The organism is Streptomyces sp. NBC_01244, assembly GCF_035987325.1.
Classification (GTDB): domain Bacteria; phylum Actinomycetota; class Actinomycetes; order Streptomycetales; family Streptomycetaceae; genus Streptomyces.
The window spans coordinates 2549516-2567097 of sequence record NZ_CP108488.1 but is presented as its reverse complement, the minus strand read 5'-3'; the positions used below and the strand labels follow the sequence as shown (position 1 = coordinate 2567097).

General features: G+C 72.4%; 17 protein-coding genes. 8 read left to right on the top strand and 9 right to left on the bottom strand.

From position 1 onward, the window contains the following. Positions 1–65: 65 nt before the first annotated feature. Positions 66–1709, bottom strand: coding sequence for a hypothetical protein (locus tag OG247_RS11315; RefSeq protein WP_327252114.1), 1644 nt, complete (start codon positions 1707–1709; stop codon positions 66–68). A 192-nt stretch (positions 1710–1901) separates the two neighbouring features. Here OG247_RS11315 and OG247_RS11310 point away from each other — a divergent pair, with 192 nt between their 5' ends. After that, on the top strand, positions 1902–2450 hold the full coding sequence (locus OG247_RS11310; protein WP_327252113.1) for a TetR/AcrR family transcriptional regulator: 549 nt from the start codon (positions 1902–1904) through the stop codon (positions 2448–2450). A gap of 12 nt (positions 2451–2462) precedes the next feature. Here OG247_RS11310 and OG247_RS11305 read toward each other — a convergent pair whose 3' ends face one another. Beyond that, the gene (locus OG247_RS11305; protein WP_327252112.1) at positions 2463–3335 is read right to left on the bottom strand and encodes a winged helix-turn-helix transcriptional regulator; all 873 of its coding nucleotides are present in this window, start codon (positions 3333–3335) and stop codon (positions 2463–2465) included. Positions 3336–3427: 92 nt separating this feature from the next. Here OG247_RS11305 and OG247_RS11300 point away from each other — a divergent pair, with 92 nt between their 5' ends. Then, positions 3428–4657: an MFS transporter gene (locus OG247_RS11300; RefSeq protein WP_327257425.1), complete on the top strand. Its 1230-nt coding sequence runs from the start codon at positions 3428–3430 to the stop codon at positions 4655–4657. Between the two features lie 9 nt (positions 4658–4666). Further along, positions 4667–5647, top strand: a complete 981-nt coding sequence (gene dapD / locus OG247_RS11295) for a 2,3,4,5-tetrahydropyridine-2,6-dicarboxylate N-succinyltransferase (protein WP_327252111.1) — start codon at positions 4667–4669, stop codon at positions 5645–5647. A 148-nt stretch (positions 5648–5795) separates the two neighbouring features. Here dapD and OG247_RS11290 read toward each other — a convergent pair whose 3' ends face one another. The 3 genes from OG247_RS11290 to OG247_RS11280 all read right to left on the bottom strand — a co-directional run bounded on the left by OG247_RS11290 (position 5796) and on the right by OG247_RS11280 (position 8582). Beyond that, positions 5796–6050 (bottom strand): hypothetical protein, encoded by a 255-nt coding sequence (locus tag OG247_RS11290; protein WP_327252110.1) that lies wholly within the window; start codon positions 6048–6050, stop codon positions 5796–5798. 139 nt (positions 6051–6189) lie between these two features. Next, on the bottom strand, positions 6190–6681 hold the full coding sequence (locus OG247_RS11285; protein WP_327252109.1) for a GNAT family N-acetyltransferase: 492 nt from the start codon (positions 6679–6681) through the stop codon (positions 6190–6192). Positions 6682–6740: 59 nt separating this feature from the next. Continuing rightward, positions 6741–8582 carry an endonuclease/exonuclease/phosphatase family protein gene (locus OG247_RS11280; RefSeq protein ID WP_327252108.1) on the bottom strand — a complete coding sequence of 614 codons (1842 nt, stop codon included), beginning with the start codon at positions 8580–8582 and terminating at the stop codon, positions 6741–6743. 304 nt (positions 8583–8886) lie between these two features. On the opposite strand from OG247_RS11280, the gene OG247_RS11275 reads away from it, so the two are divergent. Both OG247_RS11275 and OG247_RS11270 read left to right on the top strand, forming a co-directional pair. Continuing rightward, positions 8887–10446: a hypothetical protein gene (locus OG247_RS11275; protein ID WP_327252107.1), complete on the top strand. Its 1560-nt coding sequence runs from the start codon at positions 8887–8889 to the stop codon at positions 10444–10446. A gap of 166 nt (positions 10447–10612) precedes the next feature. Then, positions 10613–12067, top strand: coding sequence for an alkaline phosphatase PhoX (locus tag OG247_RS11270; RefSeq protein WP_327252106.1), 1455 nt, complete (start codon positions 10613–10615; stop codon positions 12065–12067). 91 nt (positions 12068–12158) lie between these two features. On the opposite strand, the gene OG247_RS11265 is transcribed toward OG247_RS11270, so the two are convergent. The 3 genes from OG247_RS11265 to OG247_RS11255 all read right to left on the bottom strand — a co-directional run bounded on the left by OG247_RS11265 (position 12159) and on the right by OG247_RS11255 (position 14067). Continuing rightward, positions 12159–12326 carry a hypothetical protein gene (locus tag OG247_RS11265; protein WP_243338429.1) on the bottom strand — a complete coding sequence of 56 codons (168 nt, stop codon included), beginning with the start codon at positions 12324–12326 and terminating at the stop codon, positions 12159–12161. Between the two features lie 102 nt (positions 12327–12428). Next, the gene (locus OG247_RS11260; RefSeq protein ID WP_327257424.1) at positions 12429–13706 is read right to left on the bottom strand and encodes a TerD family protein; all 1278 of its coding nucleotides are present in this window, start codon (positions 13704–13706) and stop codon (positions 12429–12431) included. Between the two features lie 133 nt (positions 13707–13839). After that, the gene (locus OG247_RS11255) at positions 13840–14067 is read right to left on the bottom strand and encodes a hypothetical protein (protein WP_327252105.1); all 228 of its coding nucleotides are present in this window, start codon (positions 14065–14067) and stop codon (positions 13840–13842) included. Positions 14068–14196: 129 nt separating this feature from the next. Here OG247_RS11255 and OG247_RS11250 point away from each other — a divergent pair, with 129 nt between their 5' ends. After that, complete coding sequence (locus OG247_RS11250) at positions 14197–14643, top strand: DUF6325 family protein (protein ID WP_327252104.1); 447 nt, start codon at positions 14197–14199, stop codon at positions 14641–14643. A gap of 11 nt (positions 14644–14654) precedes the next feature. Beyond that, on the top strand, positions 14655–15008 hold the full coding sequence (locus OG247_RS11245; RefSeq protein ID WP_327252103.1) for an SHOCT domain-containing protein: 354 nt from the start codon (positions 14655–14657) through the stop codon (positions 15006–15008). A 26-nt stretch (positions 15009–15034) separates the two neighbouring features. Here the strand turns inward: OG247_RS11245 and OG247_RS11240 are convergent, their stop codons facing one another. Then, positions 15035–16558 (bottom strand): aldehyde dehydrogenase (NADP(+)), encoded by a 1524-nt coding sequence (locus tag OG247_RS11240; RefSeq protein WP_327252102.1) that lies wholly within the window; start codon positions 16556–16558, stop codon positions 15035–15037. A 156-nt stretch (positions 16559–16714) separates the two neighbouring features. Between OG247_RS11240 and OG247_RS11235 the strand changes: the two genes are divergently transcribed. Beyond that, on the top strand, positions 16715–17500 hold the full coding sequence (locus tag OG247_RS11235) for an IclR family transcriptional regulator (protein WP_327252101.1): 786 nt from the start codon (positions 16715–16717) through the stop codon (positions 17498–17500). The last annotated feature ends 82 nt before the right edge of the window (positions 17501–17582 follow it).

The following is a 17582-nucleotide window of genomic DNA, read 5'->3' as shown; positions in this document are numbered from 1 at the left end:
CGGAGTTCCGGCGGCCATCAGCGGGCGCCGGGGCTGTCGGGGGCTTGTCGGGTCAGGGGCGTCCGCTACCGGACGTCGACGAGGTCCTCGCGGCTCGCGGCGTTGAAGTAGTACGGCGTGGCCGGTTCGTAGCGGGCCTTCCAGGTCCCGTCCTTGCCGGCCGTGAAGGCCCTCTTGAACGTGCCGTCGGCACGCGTCGTGGTGGTACCCGTCAGCTTCCACGTGGTGGTGCCGGTCGCGCGGAAGTAGATGCGGACCGGCTGGTCGCCGTGCCCGGTCCAGTTCGGCTTGGAGTACCACTTCTGGGTGAGCCTGCCGGTAATGGTGATCGGCCGGCCTGCCTTGACCGGCTCCGGGGTGGCGTTGAATTCCGGGATCGCCGTCATCCCTCGGCCCGCGAAGGCGGACCCCGAGGCGGGTCCGGCGGGGATCTGGACGGCTCCGGCGTACCGCAGCCGCCAGTCGCCGGGGCCCGGGTAGGGCAGCGTCGTCGTGACGAGGGCCGTGCTGGTGCCGGCCGGGGCGCCGCTGTCCACGGTCGCCTTGGTGGTCCAGTCGGGGGCGCCGTAGGGACGGAACTCGGCTAGGACCTTCAGCTTCACGGGAGCCGGGATGTCGTACCGGTCGATCTTCGCGGTGACGGTGACCTTCTTGTCGGCGCTGACGGAGGTCGTCGTCTGCTCGTGGAAACCGGCGCTGGTGGAGGGGTCCACGACCACGGGCGTCGCCCCGGCGGCCATCCAGACCGAGTTGGACAGACTGATGCGCCCGGGCCGCGTGCCGTTGATCAGGACCTGTGTGGTGAACCGGCCGTTCTCGCCGGTCTTGAACTCCCCCGCGGTGTCGTGGCGCAGGGCGGTTCCGACGGGCACCGGCTTCGGGGTGCCGTCGCCGCCCACGAAGGTGACCCGGCCGCTCACCGGCGCCTTGGAGCCGTCCGGTCCGACCACCTTGGCGGAGTCCAGGGTGATCTTCGGGGTCGGGAAGCCGGCGATGTCCACCTCCCGCTCCTGCCCGTGCTCGGGGAGGCGGTCCCTGTCCTCCGGCCGGAGTTTCACCATGAGCCGGGCTATGTTCAGCTGCTCCGTGCCCGTGAAGGTGAACGGCGTCTCCAGATGCCCTGCGGCATCGGTGACCATCGGGGTGGCGGCCCCTGGTGTGTCGAGAACCAGCTTGCCGTTGGCGAGTGGCTGGTCGGTGTCGTTGCGGGGGTCGCGGGCCACGGCGTCGGCCTTGATGGTGACCGTCCGGTTCTCCAAGTGCGGCCTGCCGACCACCTCGAAGGCGGTGACCCGGGGGATCAGGCGGTAGTCGAGGGTGGCCTTGTTCTTGTGCAGGATCGTTTCGCCCAGGGTGTCGTCGTACTCGACGTCCAGGCTGTACTGACCCAGGTCCGCCAGCCGCAGCGGTGCGGACTGGATGCCCCAGAAACCCGGGTCGTCCTGGCAGGACGGGCTGCACGGGTCCTCGTCCTCCATGTACTCGAACGAGGTGACCGTCGCGACCGGGGTGTCCGTGCCGGTCTTGCGCAGGTGCACCTTGAGGTCCTTCGGCTGCTGGGTGCCGAAGTCCAGGTAGAGCCGCGTCTGGTCGGTCCAGGACCTGAAGCCGGACGGGTGGGGGTCGGCCGCCTGGGCGGTCGCGGGAATCGTCAGCACGACTCCGAGCGCCGTGACCGTACACAGAGCGGCCAGGCTGCGTTTCCTCATGGGTGTCCCTCCGGGAGGCTGATGGATGATCAGCATTCGGAGAGGAGACCCGTTTACGGGGCGAACGGTTGTACGGGGATCCGGCCGGACCGCGCCGCGATGCGGCCGGCGGTGTGCGGGGGCGTGCTTGTGTACTGTCGTACGCATGCCTTTCCTGTCGCCCGCCGCCGCGCTCACGGGCGCCGCCCGCTGATGGCCGGCTCGGTGCGCCGCTACGACCCGGACCGGCGGGACCGGATCATCGCCGCGGCCATCCGGGTGGTGGGCGCCCGGGGCATCGCCGGGCTCAGCCACCGCAGCGTGGCCGCGGAGGCCGATGTGCCGCTCGGCTCGACCACGTACCACTTCAAGACCCTGGACGACCTGCTGGTCGCCGCGCTGCGGCAGGCCAACGAGGGCTTCGCCCGGGCGGTGGCGGACTCCGCGGCGCTGGCCGATCCGGGTGCGGACCTGGCGGGCGCCCTGGCCGTCCTGCTGGGCGAGTTCCTGGGGGCGGGCCGGGCGCGGGCGGAGCTGGAGTACGAGCTCTACCTGGCAGCCCTGCGCCGCCCCGCGCTGCGTCCCGTGGCGGCGGAATGGTGCGAGGCCGTCTCCGCGGCGCTGTCCGCGCGGACGGACCCGGCCACGGCGCGGGCGCTGGTGGCGGTCATGGACGGGATCAGCCTGCAGGTGCTGCTGACGGGGGCGGAGTACGACCGGGCGTACGCCTGCGAGGTCCTGCGGCGGGTGCTGCGGGCCTGACGGCGGCAGGCCCTAAGCGCCGCGGACCGCCGCCAGGGCGGCGGCCACGCTCGCCTCGATGTCCCGGACCGGGTAGAAGACCTCGCGGACCGTCCGGTCTCGGTCCACGACCAGCGTCAGGCGCTTCAGCCGGCTGATGCCGCCCGCCCGGAACGTCGGCAGCCGCAGCGCCGTCACGAGCCCGAGTCCCGCGTCGGAGAGCAGGGGGAAGCGGAGCCCCTCGGCCTCCGCGAACTCTTGCTGCTCGTCCGGCCTCTGGGTCGACACCCCGTGCACCGTCGCGCCCGCCGCCGTGAACTCCCCGAGCTGGTCCCGGTAGGTGCACGATTCGAGGGTGCACCCCCGCGCCCCGGGGATCGCGGCCCACCCCGGCGGGTAGGACTCGGACCGGGCGAACGCGCCCGGGAAGCAGTACAGGACGGTGAACGGGGTGTCCGCCACCGGGTCGCGGAGCTCGCCGAAACGGTCCGGCAGCGTCAGCTCCGGCAGCCGGGTGCCGCGCAGCGCGTGGACCCGTACGGCCTCGCGCGAGGTCTCGTCCGTCGTCGCCGTCATTTCTCCCTCCCCCAGAATCCAGGTGTCCCCCCAGTCCTGGAGGGCGACCAGCACCGGCAGCAGCCCGCGTCCGCGCGGGGTCAGCCGGTACGCGTGGCGCACCGGGCGGTCCTGGTACGGCTCGCGGGTCAGTACGCCCGCTTCGACGAGCAGCTTCAGCCGTTCCGTCAGGACCTTGCGGGACATGCCCAGTTCGCGCTGGAACTCGTCGAAGCGGTGCACGCCGCGTGCGGCGTCGCGCACGATCAGCAGCGTCCACCAGTCGCCCACGACGTCGAGGGCCTGGGCGATGGAGCAGTCCGCGTCGTCGAGGTGCGTGCGCTGGGCCATGGGCACTCCTTTGTCCGTTGACCCGAGGCTGCCATGCTGACATGGTGAGTTCCCAAAGGGAACTCACTGAGGGTGCGGGGAGAAAGAGTGTGCTGCAGGGATTCAAGGACGTACCGAGGGTCGTGTGGCTGCTGGCTGCGGGGATCCTCGTCAACGCCGTCGTCAGCTTCACCTTCGTCTTCGTCTTCCTCTACCTGACCGGCCCGCGCGGCCTCGGCGCCGCCCAGGCCGGTCTGATCGTCGGCATCGGCGGCGTCGGACTGGTCGCCGGGAACTTCACCGGCGGCTGGTACGGCGACCGCTTCGGCCACCGCCGGGTGCTGCTCACCGCCTCCGCGCTCGGCGGAATCGCCCTGGTCGTCCTGCCGGCGGTCTCCACCGGCCTGCTGGCCCTCGTCCTGCCGCTCGCGCAGTACGCCTCGGGGGTGATCCGCGCCGCCAACTCCGCGCTGGTCGCGGTCACCGTGCCGGAAGGCTCCCGGCGCCAGGCCTTCGCGCTCACCCGCTTCATGTCCAACGCCGGCTTCGCGGTGGGCTCACCCGTCGGGGCCCTCATCGCGACCGGGCTCTCGTACGACTGGCTCTTCGTCGCGGACGGCCTCGGCACCCTCTTCTTCGCCCTCTGGACCGCCCGGGTCGTCCCGGCCAGGGCAGCCACCGCACCCCCCGCGGCCCCGGACGGGGGTCTGGGCCGCGGGGGCCTGTGGCGCGAGCTGCGCGCGCGGCCGGCCGTACTCGTCCTGCTCGGCGCGATCCTGGTCATCGACACCGTCTACCGGCAGCACTACACGACCTTTCCGGTCGTGCTGGCCGACCACGGTCTGGACACCCGCGCCTACGGACTGCTCATCGCGGTCAACGGCGGTGTGATCATGCTCCTGGAGATCCCCGCCGCCCTCGCCCTGCGCAAGCGCTCCCCGCTGCACATCATCGGCACCGGGCTCGTGCTGGTGGGCGGCGGCTACGCGATGCTGGCGCTCGGAGTGGGCGTCCTCACCGCCGTCACGATGATGGTGCTGCTCACCCTCGGCGAGATCCTCTACAAGACCACCGCCACGGCGTACGTCGCGGACGAGTCGCCCGAGCACGCCATCGGCCGGTTCCAGAGCCTCTACGCGGGCGTCTCCGTCAGCGGTGTGGTCCTCGCCGCGCCCCTCGGCGGAGCCCTGTACGACGCCGCGCCGGGCCTGCTGTGGCCGCTGTGCGCGGTCCTCGGCGCAGCCGCCGGCGGGACCGTCCTGGTCATGGGTTCGCGCGGGGCCCGGCGACGCGTGCGCCCGGCACATGAGACCGGTTCGCGACCGCGGGCCGTCGCCGGTTAGGTTTCGGGCATGACTGCTACGCGTACCACCGGCGCCGTCGCCGCCGGACTTGCCACCATCACCGCCGACGGCACCGTCCTCGACACCTGGTTCCCCGCCCCCCAGCTGGTCGCCGAGCCCGGCCCGGCCGGCACCGAGCGCCTCACCGCCGAACAGGCCGTGGAGCTGCTGGGCGCCACCGCGCCCAAGGCGATCCGCCAGGACGCGGTCCGCGGCGTCGAGGTCGTAGCCGTCCGCACCGTGATCGCCTCCCTGGAGGACAAGCCGCTGGACGCGCACGACGCGTACCTGCGCCTGCACCTGCTCAGCCACCGCCTGGTCAAGCCGCACGGCCAGAACCTGGACGGCGTCTTCGGCCTGCTGGCCAACGTCGCCTGGACCTCGCTGGGCCCGGTCGCGATCGACCAGGTCGAGACGGTCCGCCTGAACGCGCGCGCCGAGGGCCTGCACCTCCAGGTCACCTCGATCGACAAGTTCCCGCGGATGACGGACTACGTCGTCCCCAAGGGCGTGCGCATCGCCGACGCCGACCGGGTCCGCCTCGGCGCGCACCTCGCCGAGGGCACCACCGTCATGCACGAGGGCTTCGTCAACTTCAACGCCGGCACCCTGGGCACCTCCATGGTCGAGGGCCGGATCTCCGCGGGCGTCGTGGTCGGCGACGGCTCCGACATCGGCGGCGGCGCGTCCACCATGGGCACCCTGTCGGGCGGCGGCAAGCAGATCATCTCGATCGGCGAGCGCACCCTGATCGGCGCCGAGGCGGGCGTCGGCATCGCGCTGGGCGACGAGTGCGTCGTCGAGGCGGGCCTGTACGTGACCGCGGGCACCCGCGTCACCCTGCCGGACGGCCAGGTCGTCAAGGCCCTGGAGCTCTCGGGCGCCAACAACATCCTCTTCCGCCGCAACTCGGTCTCCGGCGCCGTTGAGGCCCGCCCGTACAAGGCGGCCTGGGGCGGCCTGAACGAGGTCCTCCACAGCCACAACTGACCGACCCCGGTCCGGTCACGCGAACGCCCTCCCACCCCGACGGGGTTGGGAGGGCGTTGTGCGTGGTGAGAGCCCTCCCGCCCCGAGCGGGGGAGGGACTTCGCGCACGCGGGTTCCGCGCGGGCCGGGGATCCGGCCGGCGGCGGCGTCAGTGCAGGGGGATCGTGCGGACCAGGCCGGCGAAGGCCTGCTGCTCCGCCTCGGTCAGTTCCACCGACTCCATCGGGTGGACGGACCTGCCGCGCTGGGCCGGGATGACCGCGAGGCCTTCGAAGGCGCCTGGTTCCGGGTGGTGGAAACGGCTGTCCCACAGCATGTGGCCGAGGCCGATCAGCCAGACGGCGGCGGCCACGAGCAGGACGGCGATGCCGATTTCCTGAGCGAGGGAGATGGAGGGGAACACGCGGTCCTCCAAAGGAGTGCTGGAGCGGTACAAGATCGGGCGTGGGGACACTCAACACCAGAACCGCCCGAATGGGTAGGGATGTGCTGAGCGTCACGCCAGGGCCAAAGGTCCCTTCCTCGGCTCCCGACCGTCCCGACTAGCGCAGCGGCAGCTTGAAGCCCTCGTGGCTCCGGGCGTAGCCCAGCCGCTCGTAGAAGCGGTGCGCGGCGGTGCGCCGCTTGTTGCTGGTGAGCTGCATCAGGCCGCAGCCGCGCTCGCGGGCCCGGTCCGCCGCCAGCTCCATCAGGCGGGCCCCGAGCCCCCCGCCCCGCCGGTCCGCGCGGATCCGTACGGCCTCCACGAGGGCCCGCTCCCGCCCGCCCCGGCCCAGACCCGGGATGTACGTCAGCTGCAGGCAGCCGACGAGGTGCCCGTCCTCCTCCAGGACCAGCATTTCGTTGCGCGGGTCCGCCTCGATCGCCGCGAAGGCCCGCTCGTGGGCCTCGGAGACCGGCTCGGAGATCGGCTCGGAGACCGGCTCGGGGGTCGGATCCCCGGTGCCGGCCGCGGCCGCATCCGGGTTCTCGTCCTGAGCCAGCAGGGCGAGTACGGCGGGCAGGTCCTGACGGGTCGCGGTACGGAAGATCATGCCGGGATCATGCCAAAGGGGCCGGGCGGCGGTGCGGCCCGGCCCCTTCGGCGCCGCCGCTACGGGCGGAAGCGCACGACCTGCGGGTCGTGGTCGCTGTTCTGGTTCGAGAACTCGGCGTTGATGTGCACGCTGTCGTAGCTGAACTGCTTGATGCCCGGGCTCGTCAGGATCTGGTCGAGGACCTGCGCGTTGCCCTGGTAGACGTACGAGTAGCGCTCCGGCCTCGGCAGCGACTTGATCGCCGCGTACAGCGCCCCGCCGTCTTCCAGCGCCTTCGTGGTGTCCGAGAACTCGAAGTCGTTGATGTCGCCGACCACGAGGACCGCGGCCTTCTTCTCCACCGCCAGGATGTCCTTCACGAAGCCGTTCACGGCCTGCGCCTGGAGCAGCCGCTTGGCCTCGGAGGAGCGCACCGGAGGCTGGTGCGAGGAGGTCAGGCCCTCGTCGCCGCCCTTCGACCCGAAGTGGTTGGCGATCACGAAGACCGTCTTGCCGCGGAAGACGAACTCTCCGGCCAGCGGCTTGCGGCTGTCCACCCACGCCGGGTTGGCCGGGTCGATCCGGCCCGGGGAATGGGTCAGGGCGGCCTTGCCGTTCTCCTTGACCACGCCGGTCGCCGTCACGGCGTCGCCCGGGGCGCGCTCGGTGAAGGAGACCCGCGCCGGGTTGAAGAGGAACACCTGGCGGATGTTGCCGCCGGGCTCGCCGCCGTCCTTCTTGTCCTCCGGGTTGATGGTTCGCCACTGGTAGGCCGGGCCGCCCGCGGCCGTGATGGCCGTGGTGAACTTCGTCAGCGTGGCCTCGGCCGAGACCGTGCCGTCGTTCTTGGCGCCGTTGTCGTCCTGGATCTCCTCCAGGGCGAGGATGTCGGGGGAGGCGAGGTTCTCGACGACGGCCTTCGCCAGGTTGTCGAACTTCTCCTGCGGGTCGGACGGGTCGAGGTTCTCCACGTTGTACGTGGCCACCGCGAGCTCGTTCGAGGCCTGCGCCTTGGTCTTCTCCGGGGCGAGGGTGCCCGGCTTGACCGTGCCGAGGGTGCGGGCCACCAGGGTGTAGCCGCCGAACTGGTTGAAGTCCAGCGGGCCTTCGGTGGGGCCGGTCAGCTTGTCGCCGACGTTGGCCACCGGGAACGGCTGCTGCGCGAGGGGCGCGAGCTGCTGGATCTGGAGGCGGCCGGTGTTCTGGGAGTCGTACGAACCGTAGACCGTGCCACCGCGCTTGGCGTTGTTCTCCCAGCCCTTCACCGTGACCCACAGCTCGGCGTACGGGTCGGTGGCGCCGACCACGCGCGAGTTGCCGATCGCGATGTTCATGCCCTCGAGGGACTCGTAGTAGTCCAGGGCGTAGCGCGAGGGCTCCAGGGTCAGGCCGTTGATGCTGCCGGCTGCGGCCGGGTCGCCCTCCGGGGCGTACGCGCAGGGGACGGAGTACTCGTTGACGGCGGTGGCCGCGGGCAGCGCGTTGCCGGAGGAGACCACGGTCACGACGGGCTTGGAGATCTGGGTGACCGACTGGTTGCCGGAGGCGACGCCGCCGGGGATGTACTCGCCGACCAGGCCGGAGACCGTGACGGCGTCGCCGACCGCGACGGTCGGGACCGAGCTGGTGAAGACGAACACGCCCTCGCTGGTGGCGTCGTCGTCGTCCGTGTCCGGGTCCTGGATCCAGAAGCCGCGCGAACCGTACGTACGAACGCCCGTGACGACGCCCGCGACATCGGCGACCTGCTTGCCGGCCAGCGGGGATATCCGGGTGGTGCCCTGGATGTCGTGGATGCGTATCGGATCGGCGGACGCGGCGCCTTCGGCCGCGTCGGCGGTGCCCGCGAGCAGGCCGGTGGCCAGCGCGGTGGCGACGAGGGCCGCGACGGCGGCGGAACGGGGATGCGAGGAGCGCATGGGCGGGAACTCCGGTGTGTGGAGGAGGAAGCAGATATCTACGCGCGTCAATTTCCTTCGTGGCCGGCAAAGTTGTCAAGCCCTACAGGGAATACGGAGGTTGACTGTGGGATGAACCAAAGGGGAGAGGCCGCCGGGAGCGCCCGAAATGCGTCTACTCTGGGGCGCCATAGGCCTGTACCCGAACCACAGGTACCCGAACGATCCGCACCGAATGCCCCGTACGCGAACCACCCGTATGCGAACGATCCGTACCCGAACGCCCCGTGCCCGAACGCCCCGTGCCCGCGAGGAGAACCGCCCCATGTCCGCAGACTCGCACCCCACGCTGCCGCCGGTACGGCTGCTCCCCGACGCGGAACTGGCCCGCGACGCCCTGGCCGCCCCGCTGTTCGCCCGCGCCGTGCGCCTCGCCCGCTGGGCCGGACCGGACACCCGCGTGGACACCGGCGGCGAGCTCGTCCCCGGGCAACTGCCCGAGGCCGTGGCCCTGCTGGGCCTCGACCCCGCCGACGAGGACTCCGCCGCCCACGCGAGCCAGGCCTGGCGGGTGGCCGTCGACACCGGCCTCGTCGACGTCACCGAACCGGAGGAGGACGGCTCCGACGCCGGCGGGGCGGCCGAGGGGGAGGGGGATTTCGGCACCGCCGAGCCCGGCGAGGACCTGGCACTGGTGACCGGCGGAGCCCCCGGTGACGTGCTCGACCTGTGGCTGGCCGCCCTGGACACCGTCCTCGCGGACGCGGCGGTGCCCGCCCTGGACGACCTCGTCGACGCCCTCGACGCGGGTGGCGAGATCGACTTCGACCAGCTCGACTGGAACCCGCGCCGCGAGGCCGACTTCCTCGACGGGGTTCTCGCCAACCTCTACCTGCTCGCCGTCGCCGAAGGCGGCACGGCCGACGGCCCGGTCCCCCTTCCGGTGCTCGCCGCCTCGATGGTGGTGCCGGACGGCATGGGCGAACCCACCGACGCCGTACTGGAGCAGGTCTCGGACGCGATGATGCGCCTCGACGACCAGTTCCGGCAGCTGGAGCCGATCGGGCTGGTCGAGTTCCGACCCGTCGACGAGGAGCTGATGGCGGAGGCCGAGGACGAGGAGTTCCTCGCGAGCGCGGGAGCGGGCGCAGGGGCGGGCCCCGGCTCCGGCTCCGCTCCCGACGAGGAGGACGTCTCCCGGTACGGGCTGGTACGCCTGACCCCGCTCGGGCTGTACGGGATCCGGGCGCGCATGCTGGAGGCGGGCGTGGAGGCGCCGGCCGTCGGAGAACTGGCCGGCAAGGGCGCGGACGTACTGCTCGACGTGATCTCCCGCTACTCCGAGGCCGCCGCCCAGGCCGAGATCGAACAGTGGCTGGCCGGCCGCCCCGTACCCGAGGCCGCCGCGGAACTGCTCGCAGCGGCGCGCGGCTCCGACACGGGCGGTCCGCTGCGCCGGCTGCGCTGCCAGCAGGCCCTCGCGCCGGCCGGAGCGGAGGCCGAACCGGCCGTCCGCGCGGTACTGGACGACGCGGAGCTCGGCGGGCTCGCCCGGGTCTGGCTGGCCGAGCGCGGGGTGGCCGACGTACCGGCGCCGGACGAGGAGATGGTGTTCTGGCTGACGGTCGACACGATCGCGGCGCAGCTCGCCACGGGCGGCGGGAGCGGCGGGGGAGCCGGGGGCGGGGAGGACGCCGAGGCGGAGCTTCCGCTCCTGATCGAATCGCTGACCGCCCATCACGCCGGGTTCTTCGAGCAGGCCTGGCGGGTGGAGCACCCGGCGACGGCCCACGTGCTGGAGGCGATGGGGCGCCTGCACCCCGACAAGAAGGCCGCCAAGGAGGCCCGGAAGGCCGCGTTCAAGGCGCGTTCCCGGGGCGTATGAGGCATGGACAACCAGCCGTTCCCGAACGGGACTCGGCCAACGCGGTCACCGGACAAGGGGTCGATTCGTTTTTCCGGGTAGTTCAGTCGGCGTTCACGTGCGGGCGGGAGCGTGTGCGCCGACGACCGCACGACAGGCGCACCACCTCCCCACCCCTGGAGACCCGATGCCGCTCAGCCGCAGAGACTTCACCACCCGCACCGCACTCGCGGGCGCGGGAGTCGCCCTCACCGGGACGGTCGGCGCACTCGCCACCGCCCCCGGGGCCCTCGCCGCGGACGACGGCGCACTGCAGGACGCAGACCGCGAAGGCCAGGGCGGCCACGGCCACGGCCCCGGCTACGGCCCGCTCGTGCCCGACCCGGCCGGCATCCTGGCCCTCCCCGCCGGATTCGCGTACCGGGTGATCACCCACAGCGGCGTCACGAAGCTCGACTCCGGCGAGAGCACCCCGTCCAACCACGACGCCACGGCCGCCTTCGAGGGCCACCGGGGAGTCACCCTCCTCGTCAACAACCACGAGCTGAAGGGCCCGCGCACGAACTGGACGCACCCCGTCCCGCTCACCGAGGGCCTCGTCTACGACCCGGCCGCGGCCGGCGGCTGCACGGTCGTCGAGGTCCGCCGCGGCGGCGAGGTCGCCGAGTGGGTGGGCATCTCCGGCACGTCGACCAACTGCGCGGGCGGCACCACCCCCTGGGACACCTGGCTGACCTGCGAGGAGAACTCGGACCTCGCCGGCAAGAACGGGATGACCAAGGACCACGGCTACGTCTTCGAGGTCGACCCGCACGACCGCCGCGCCAACCTCGCCCCCAAGCCGGTCAAGGCGTTCGGGCGCTACGACCACGAGGCCGTGGTCATCGACCCGCGCCACGGCCACGCCTACCTCACCGAGGACGCCTCCAACCCGAACGGGCTGCTCTTCCGCTGGACCCCGCCGGCAGGCTTCCGCCATGGGCGCGGCAAGCTCCGTCACCTCGCCGACGACGCCGGTGTGCTGGCGGCCGCCAAGTGCTTCGACAGCGCGGGGCGGTTCGTCGACGACCTCTCGCGGGCGACGAAGATCGGGACCACCTACGGGGTGGACTGGGTGCCGGTCCCGGACCGCGACGCGCGCACCCTGGCGGTGCGCAAGCAGTTCGGCGAGGCGGCCGTGACCCGCGCGCGCAAGCTGGAGGGCATGTGGTGGGCCGACGGCGGCGCGTACTTCGTCTCCTCCTACGCCCGTGAGGAGAGCCCGGGCGCGGCCCACGACGGCCAGGTGTGGTTCTACGACCCCAAGCGCCGCACGGTGCGGCTGCAGGTCCTGCTCGGGGTGAACGCCGATCCGTCGGTGGAAGGCGGGTACGACGGCCCGGACAACATCACGGTCTCCCCGTACGGCGGTCTGATCATCGCCGAGGACGGCTCGGGGCTGCAGCACCTGTTCGGCGCGACCGAGTCGGGGCGCACCTACCCGCTGGCCCGCAACGAGATGAACATGGGGACGGCCGAGGAGCCGGAGTACTCGGAGTTCACGGGCGTCTGCTTCTCGCCGGACGGGCGGACGCTGTTCGCCAACATCCAGGACCCGGGCATCATGCTGGCCGTCACGGGACCGTGGCGGCGCAGGCGCTGACCCGCCGGCCGCGGACATGAGAAGAGCCGCCGGCCTTCGGGCCCGGCGGCTCTTCTCTTTGCCTCATCTGTTCGTCTGTTCGTCTGTTCGTTTACTGAGCTTCGGCGCGGCTGGCCGCGGCCCACTCCTCGAGGAGGAACTCGTACGCCTCGGAGGGCCACTCGCCGTCCACCCGGCTCTCGACGAGCTGCCGGATCGCCTCGTTCGCCTCGGCGGCGGACGGGCGCGCGGGGCCCGCGGGCTGGAGTGTCTGGTGCATGGTTCCAAGGCTACGGGCGGGCACTGACAGCCACCTCCGTATTAAGGGTGGAACAGATCACCCGGGGAGGGTGTCCGTCGCTCCATGTGCCCGCCCACCTGCTCAGAGTGCCTGTGCGGCCGGTTTGACCATGCCCCGCACTGTGCGCGACTTCACAAACTCGCCCATGGCCGTCATCTCCCATTCGCCGGAAAACTGCTTGATCAGCTTGGCCATCATCACGCCGGTCTGCGGCTCGGCGCTCGTGAGGTCGAAGCGGACCAGCTCCTCGTTGGTCGCGGCGTCGATGAGGCGGCAGTAGGCCTTGGCCACCTCGGTGAACTTCTGGCCGGAGAAGGAGTTGACCGTGAAGACGAGGCCCGTCGCATCCGCGGGCAGCCGGCCGAGGTCCACGACGATCACCTCGTCGTCGCCCGCGCCCTCGCCGGTGAGGTTGTCGCCCGAGTGCTTGACCGATCCGCCGAGGATGGACAGCTTGCCGAAGTAGCAGCTGTCGATGTGGTTGCGCTGCGGGCCGTACGCGATGACCGAGGCGTCGAGGTCGATGTCCCGGCCGCGGAACGCGGGCTCCCAGCCGAGGCCCATCTTGACCTGGGAGAGCAGCGGGCGGCCGCCCTTGACCAGGGACACGGTCTGGTTCTTCTGGAGGCTGACCCGGCCCTTGTCGAGGTTGATCTTCCCGGCGCCGGGTGCGGCGGCGGCAGCGGCGACCGGAGCCGGGGCGACCGGTGCGGGGGCGACGGGCGCGGGTGCCGGGGTCGCCCCGGGTGCGCCGCTGGTGAGCCAGGGCGAGGCCGCGTACGTGGGCGGCGCCGCCGGGGGAGCCGGGGGCGCGGGCGGTACGGGCGGGGCGACGGGGGCCGGGGCGGCTGCCGCCGGAGCCGGCTCCTCCTCCACCGAGACGCCGAAGTCGGTCGCGATGCCGGCGAGGCCGTTCGCGTACCCCTGGCCGACCGCGCGCACCTTCCACACGCCGCCGCGCTGGTAGACCTCGACGACCACCAGGGCGGTCTCCGTGCCGAGCTGCGGCGGGGTGAAGGAGGAGATCACCGCTCCGCTGCCGGCGTCCCGGACGGTGGCGGTGGGCTCGATGCCCTGGAAGGACTGGCCCGCGGCGTCCGGGCTGGCGGTGATGACGATCCGCTCGATGCCGGGCGGGACCGCGGCGGTGTCCACGGTGATCGAGTCCGGTGCCGTGCCGCCGCCCGAGCGGTAGGTGACGCCGGGGCCGGACGGCTGGTTGAAGAAGATGAAATCGGCGTCGGAACGCACCTTGCCGTCGGCGCCGAGGAGCAGCGCGGACACGTCGAGCCGCACCGGGGCAGCCACGTCGACCGTCACGCGGACGGCATTGAGCGGCAGGTTGGAACCAGGGGTCATAGCGGTCATGCCGGGAGAACGACCGAGGTGGCTTTGCCGTTCCCTTACTTTCACCCGGTTTCCCGGTTCTTCACTCCCGCCACACTCCGGCCCCACTCTCGCTCCACTCCGGCCCCGCTCTCGCGCCCGCGCCTCAGGCGCGGCCCCGGTTGCGGGGGTGGTTCCTGGCGGTCCGCTCGTTGCCGAACTTGTAGGAGCCGGTCCAGCGCGCCATGACGAGCTGGGCGTCACCGGCTTCGACCTCGGCCAGGAACGCGGCGGCCCGACCGCCCCGGAGGGTGGCCGCGGACCGGCCCTGGTGGGTGATGACGACGCTCTGGTCGCCCCGCTGTTCGTACGAGAATCCGTGAGGTTTCGGCATGGGCCGAGGGTGCCGTCCCCGGGCGGCGGCCTGCAACGCAATTCCTCGACCCGCCTCGCGATGCGGTGTCAGCTCCGCCGAGTAAGATCCCTTTTGCGGCGATTTCATGCGCTATGGAAGAGGTTTGTCATGCCTGCTGGTGCAGCACTCACGGCCGAATCGATCGGCCCGGTGGACGTCGCCGTGGTCAGCTTCGACGGCAACCGGTTCAACGGCGATGTCGCCCCGGCCCTGCGCGAGCTCCAGGAGAGCGGAGTGGTGCGCATCCTCGACCTCACCTTCGTCCGCAAGGAGCGGGACGGCGCGGTGTCCGTGGTGGAGCTCGCCGACTCCGAGGTGGCCGATCAGTTCGAGCGGGTCCTCGGCGAGGAGTTCGACCTGCTGAGCGACGAGGACCTGGAGACCGTGGCGCAGGGCCTCGCCCCGGAGTCCTCCGCGCTCGTGGTGGTGTGGGAGAACGCCTGGGCCACGCGCCTGGCCTCGGCGGTACGGGAATCCAACGGGCAGGTGCTCTTCATGGAACGCATTCCACGGGACGGCGTCGAACGGGCCGTCGCCGCACTGACCGAGAAGTAGGGAGGAGAGTCATGCGTCGACGCATGGGGCGCCCGGGTCTGCTGGGCGCGATGGCCCGCACCGCGGTCGTGGCGGGTACGGCCACCGCGGTCTCCGGCAGGATGCAGCGGGGCCAGGCCGAGCGCAGCGCGCAGCAGCAGGCGGCGGCGGACGCCGAGCAGCAGGCCCTCGTCAACCAGGCGGCGGCCCAGGCGGCCGCGCAGCAGCAGGCCTGGCAGCAGGCGCAGCAGGCCCAGCCGCCGGCCGCCGCGGCTCCCGCGGTCGACCGGGTCGGCCAGCTCACGGCGCTGGCCGAACTGAAGGCCCAGGGCCTGCTCACCGACGAGGAGTTCGCGGCGGAGAAGGCCCGGGTCCTGAGCGCCTGACCCCGCCGCGGCCCCCGATGGCCGACCTAGCCTCCCGTGACCCGTCGCGGGAGGTTCAGGGGGTTGGCCTCGCGGAGTTCCGCCGGGAGCAGGGCGTCCGGGACCGACTGGTAGGCCACCGGGCGCAGCCAGCGCTCGATCGCGGTGCCGCCGACCGAGGTGGAGTGGGAGGTCGCCGCCGGGTAGGGGCCGCCGTGGTGCTGGGCCGGGGCCACCGCCACACCGGTCGGCCAGCCGTTGACCACGACCCGGCCCGCCAGCGTCGTGACCTGGGAGATCAGCTCCGCCGCCGGACCCGGGCCGCCGTCCGCCTCGGCGGCCGACAGCTGGAGGGTCGCGGTGAGGTTCCCGGGGAGCCGCCCGAGCACGGCGGCGGCCTCGTCCTGGCCCGCGTACCGGGCCAGCACGGTGACGGGGCCGAAGCACTCCTCCAGGAGCACCTCGTAGGGCCCGCCCTCGAGCAGGGTCCGCGCGGGCACGCTGAGATAGCCCGCGCCGACGGTGTGCTCGCCGCCGGAGCCGGGGGTGACGGGCGCGTCGACCCCGGGCAGCGCCGCGCGTTCGCGGACCCCGGCGACGAAGTTCGCCCGCATCCGGTGGTCGAGGAGCACTCCGGGCTCGGTCTCCCCGATCGCTTTGGTCAGGGCGCCCGCGAGCCGGTCCCCGTCCGCGCCCTCGGGTACGAGGACCAGGCCGGGCTTGACGCAGAACTGGCCGACGCCGAGCGTGACCGAGCCGGCCAGCCCGCCGCCGATCTCCTCGGCGCGCTCGGCGGCGGCCGCCGGGGTGACCACGACCGGGTTCAGGGAGCCCAGTTCCCCGTGGAAGGGGATCGGTACGGGCCGCGCCGCGGCGGCGTCGAACAGGGCCCGCCCGCCCCGGATGGACCCGGTGAACCCGGCGGCGCCGACCAGCGGGTGCCGGATCAGCTCCAGGCCCGCGTCGAACCCGTGGACCACGGCGACGACCTCGGCCGGCAGCCCGGCGGCGACGGCGGCCCGGCGCAGCAGCGAGGCGCACAGCTCGGAGGTGGCCGGGTGGTCGGGGTGCGCCTTGACCACGACCGGGCAGCCCGCGGCCAACGCGCTGGCGGTGTCGCCGCCGGGCACGGAGAAGGCGAGGGGGAAGTTGGAGGCGGCGTAGACCGCGACCACGCCCAGCGGCACCTTGTAGCGGCGCAGTTCGGGGCGGGGCGGGGTGGTGGTGGGATCGGCGTGGTCGATCCGGATGTCGAGGTAGGAGCCCTCGTCCACGGCGTCGGCGAAGGCGCGGAACTGGCCCGTGGTGCGGGCGAGCTCGCCGGTGAGCCGGCCGGGGCCGAGCGCCGTCTCGGCGTCGGCGGCCTCGATGACGTGGGAGCCCGCCTCGTCGAGCAGATCGGCGGCGGCCCGCAGGAAGGCGGCGCGCCTCCCGGCGTCGGCCAGCGAGCCGCGGGCGGCGTGGGCCGCGCGCACGGCTTCGTCCACCTCCCGGGGTGTGGCCTCCACCGCAACCTGCTCGCGGTGCTTCCCGGTGCGGGGGTCCACACTCCAGACTGGTGTTGCTGCCATGGCGAACTGCCTCCTGGATCTACGCTGACCCGCGCGGATGCGTTCAGTATTGTGAACGCTGTTCCGTTGGATGAATGATCACATCCACCGTGGACTCTATTTCCGTGTCTTCCGGGTTGACAAGAGACAGCAAGAGACAGAGGGGCACGAAGGCGGATGACCACCACAGCTGAGTCGGGGGGCTCGGGAGCGCCGGCGGCCGTCAAGTCGGCGGTACGCACGGTCCAGTTGCTGGAACACTTCGCTTCCCGGCCGGGGCTGCACAGCCTGGCCGACATCCAGAGCGATCTCTCCCTTCCCAAATCCAGCCTGTACATGCTGCTGCGCACCCTGGTGAACCTGGGCTGGGTGGAGACGGACGCGACGGGCACGCGGTACGGCATCGGCGTGCGGGCGCTGCTCGTCGGCAGCTCGTACATCGACGGGGACGAGGTGGTCGCGGCGGCGCGGCCCACCCTGGACCGGCTCTCCGACGACACGACGGAGACGATCCACCTGGCCCGGCTGGACGGGACGAGCGTGGTCTACCTGGCGACCCGGCAGTCCCAGCACTACCTGCGGCCCTTCACCCGCGTCGGGCGGCGGCTGCCGGTGCACTCGACGGCGCTCGGCAAGGCGCTGCTGGCCACGCACACGGACGAAGAGGTACGCGCACTGCTGCCGCGGCGGCTCGAAGCCGTCACCGAGCACACCATCACCGACCGGGAGCGGCTCATCGAGGACCTGGCACTGGTGCGGGAGCAGGGGTACGCGGTGGACCGGGAGGAGAACACGCTCGGACTGCGCTGCTTCGGGGTGGCGGTGCCGTACCGGACCCCGGCGCGGGACGCGGTGAGCTGTTCGGTGCCGGTGGCGCGGCTGACGCCGGGGCACGAACGGGGCATCAAGGCGGCGCTGTTCGCGGCGCGCGACCGGCTGTCGGTGGTGACGCGGCGGATGTAGCCGCGGGTGGTGCGGCGGACGGCCTGGTTCCTCCCCCGGGTGGGGGAGGCGGTTCCCCTTCAAGGGGGAGGTGGCGGGGGCG

What these genes read in the sequence shown, in the direction of transcription:
- OG247_RS11315 (WP_327252114.1), bottom strand. Translation starts at nt 1,709, where the DNA reads ATGAGGAAACGCAGCCTGGCCGCTCTGTGTACGGTCACGGCGCTCGGA.
- OG247_RS11310 (WP_327252113.1), top strand. Translation starts at nt 1,902, where the DNA reads ATGGCCGGCTCGGTGCGCCGCTACGACCCGGACCGGCGGGACCGGATC.
- OG247_RS11305 (WP_327252112.1), bottom strand. Translation starts at nt 3,335, where the DNA reads ATGGCCCAGCGCACGCACCTCGACGACGCGGACTGCTCCATCGCCCAG.
- dapD (WP_327252111.1), top strand. Translation starts at nt 4,667, where the DNA reads ATGACTGCTACGCGTACCACCGGCGCCGTCGCCGCCGGACTTGCCACC.
- OG247_RS11285 (WP_327252109.1), bottom strand. Translation starts at nt 6,681, where the DNA reads ATGATCTTCCGTACCGCGACCCGTCAGGACCTGCCCGCCGTACTCGCC.
- OG247_RS11280 (WP_327252108.1), bottom strand. Translation starts at nt 8,582, where the DNA reads ATGCGCTCCTCGCATCCCCGTTCCGCCGCCGTCGCGGCCCTCGTCGCC.
- OG247_RS11275 (WP_327252107.1), top strand. Translation starts at nt 8,887, where the DNA reads ATGTCCGCAGACTCGCACCCCACGCTGCCGCCGGTACGGCTGCTCCCC.
- OG247_RS11270 (WP_327252106.1), top strand. Translation starts at nt 10,613, where the DNA reads ATGCCGCTCAGCCGCAGAGACTTCACCACCCGCACCGCACTCGCGGGC.
- OG247_RS11265 (WP_243338429.1), bottom strand. Translation starts at nt 12,326, where the DNA reads ATGCACCAGACACTCCAGCCCGCGGGCCCCGCGCGCCCGTCCGCCGCC.
- OG247_RS11260 (WP_327257424.1), bottom strand. Translation starts at nt 13,706, where the DNA reads ATGACCCCTGGTTCCAACCTGCCGCTCAATGCCGTCCGCGTGACGGTC.
- OG247_RS11255 (WP_327252105.1), bottom strand. Translation starts at nt 14,067, where the DNA reads ATGCCGAAACCTCACGGATTCTCGTACGAACAGCGGGGCGACCAGAGC.
- OG247_RS11250 (WP_327252104.1), top strand. Translation starts at nt 14,197, where the DNA reads ATGCCTGCTGGTGCAGCACTCACGGCCGAATCGATCGGCCCGGTGGAC.
- OG247_RS11245 (WP_327252103.1), top strand. Translation starts at nt 14,655, where the DNA reads ATGCGTCGACGCATGGGGCGCCCGGGTCTGCTGGGCGCGATGGCCCGC.
- OG247_RS11240 (WP_327252102.1), bottom strand. Translation starts at nt 16,558, where the DNA reads ATGGCAGCAACACCAGTCTGGAGTGTGGACCCCCGCACCGGGAAGCAC.
- OG247_RS11235 (WP_327252101.1), top strand. Translation starts at nt 16,715, where the DNA reads ATGACCACCACAGCTGAGTCGGGGGGCTCGGGAGCGCCGGCGGCCGTC.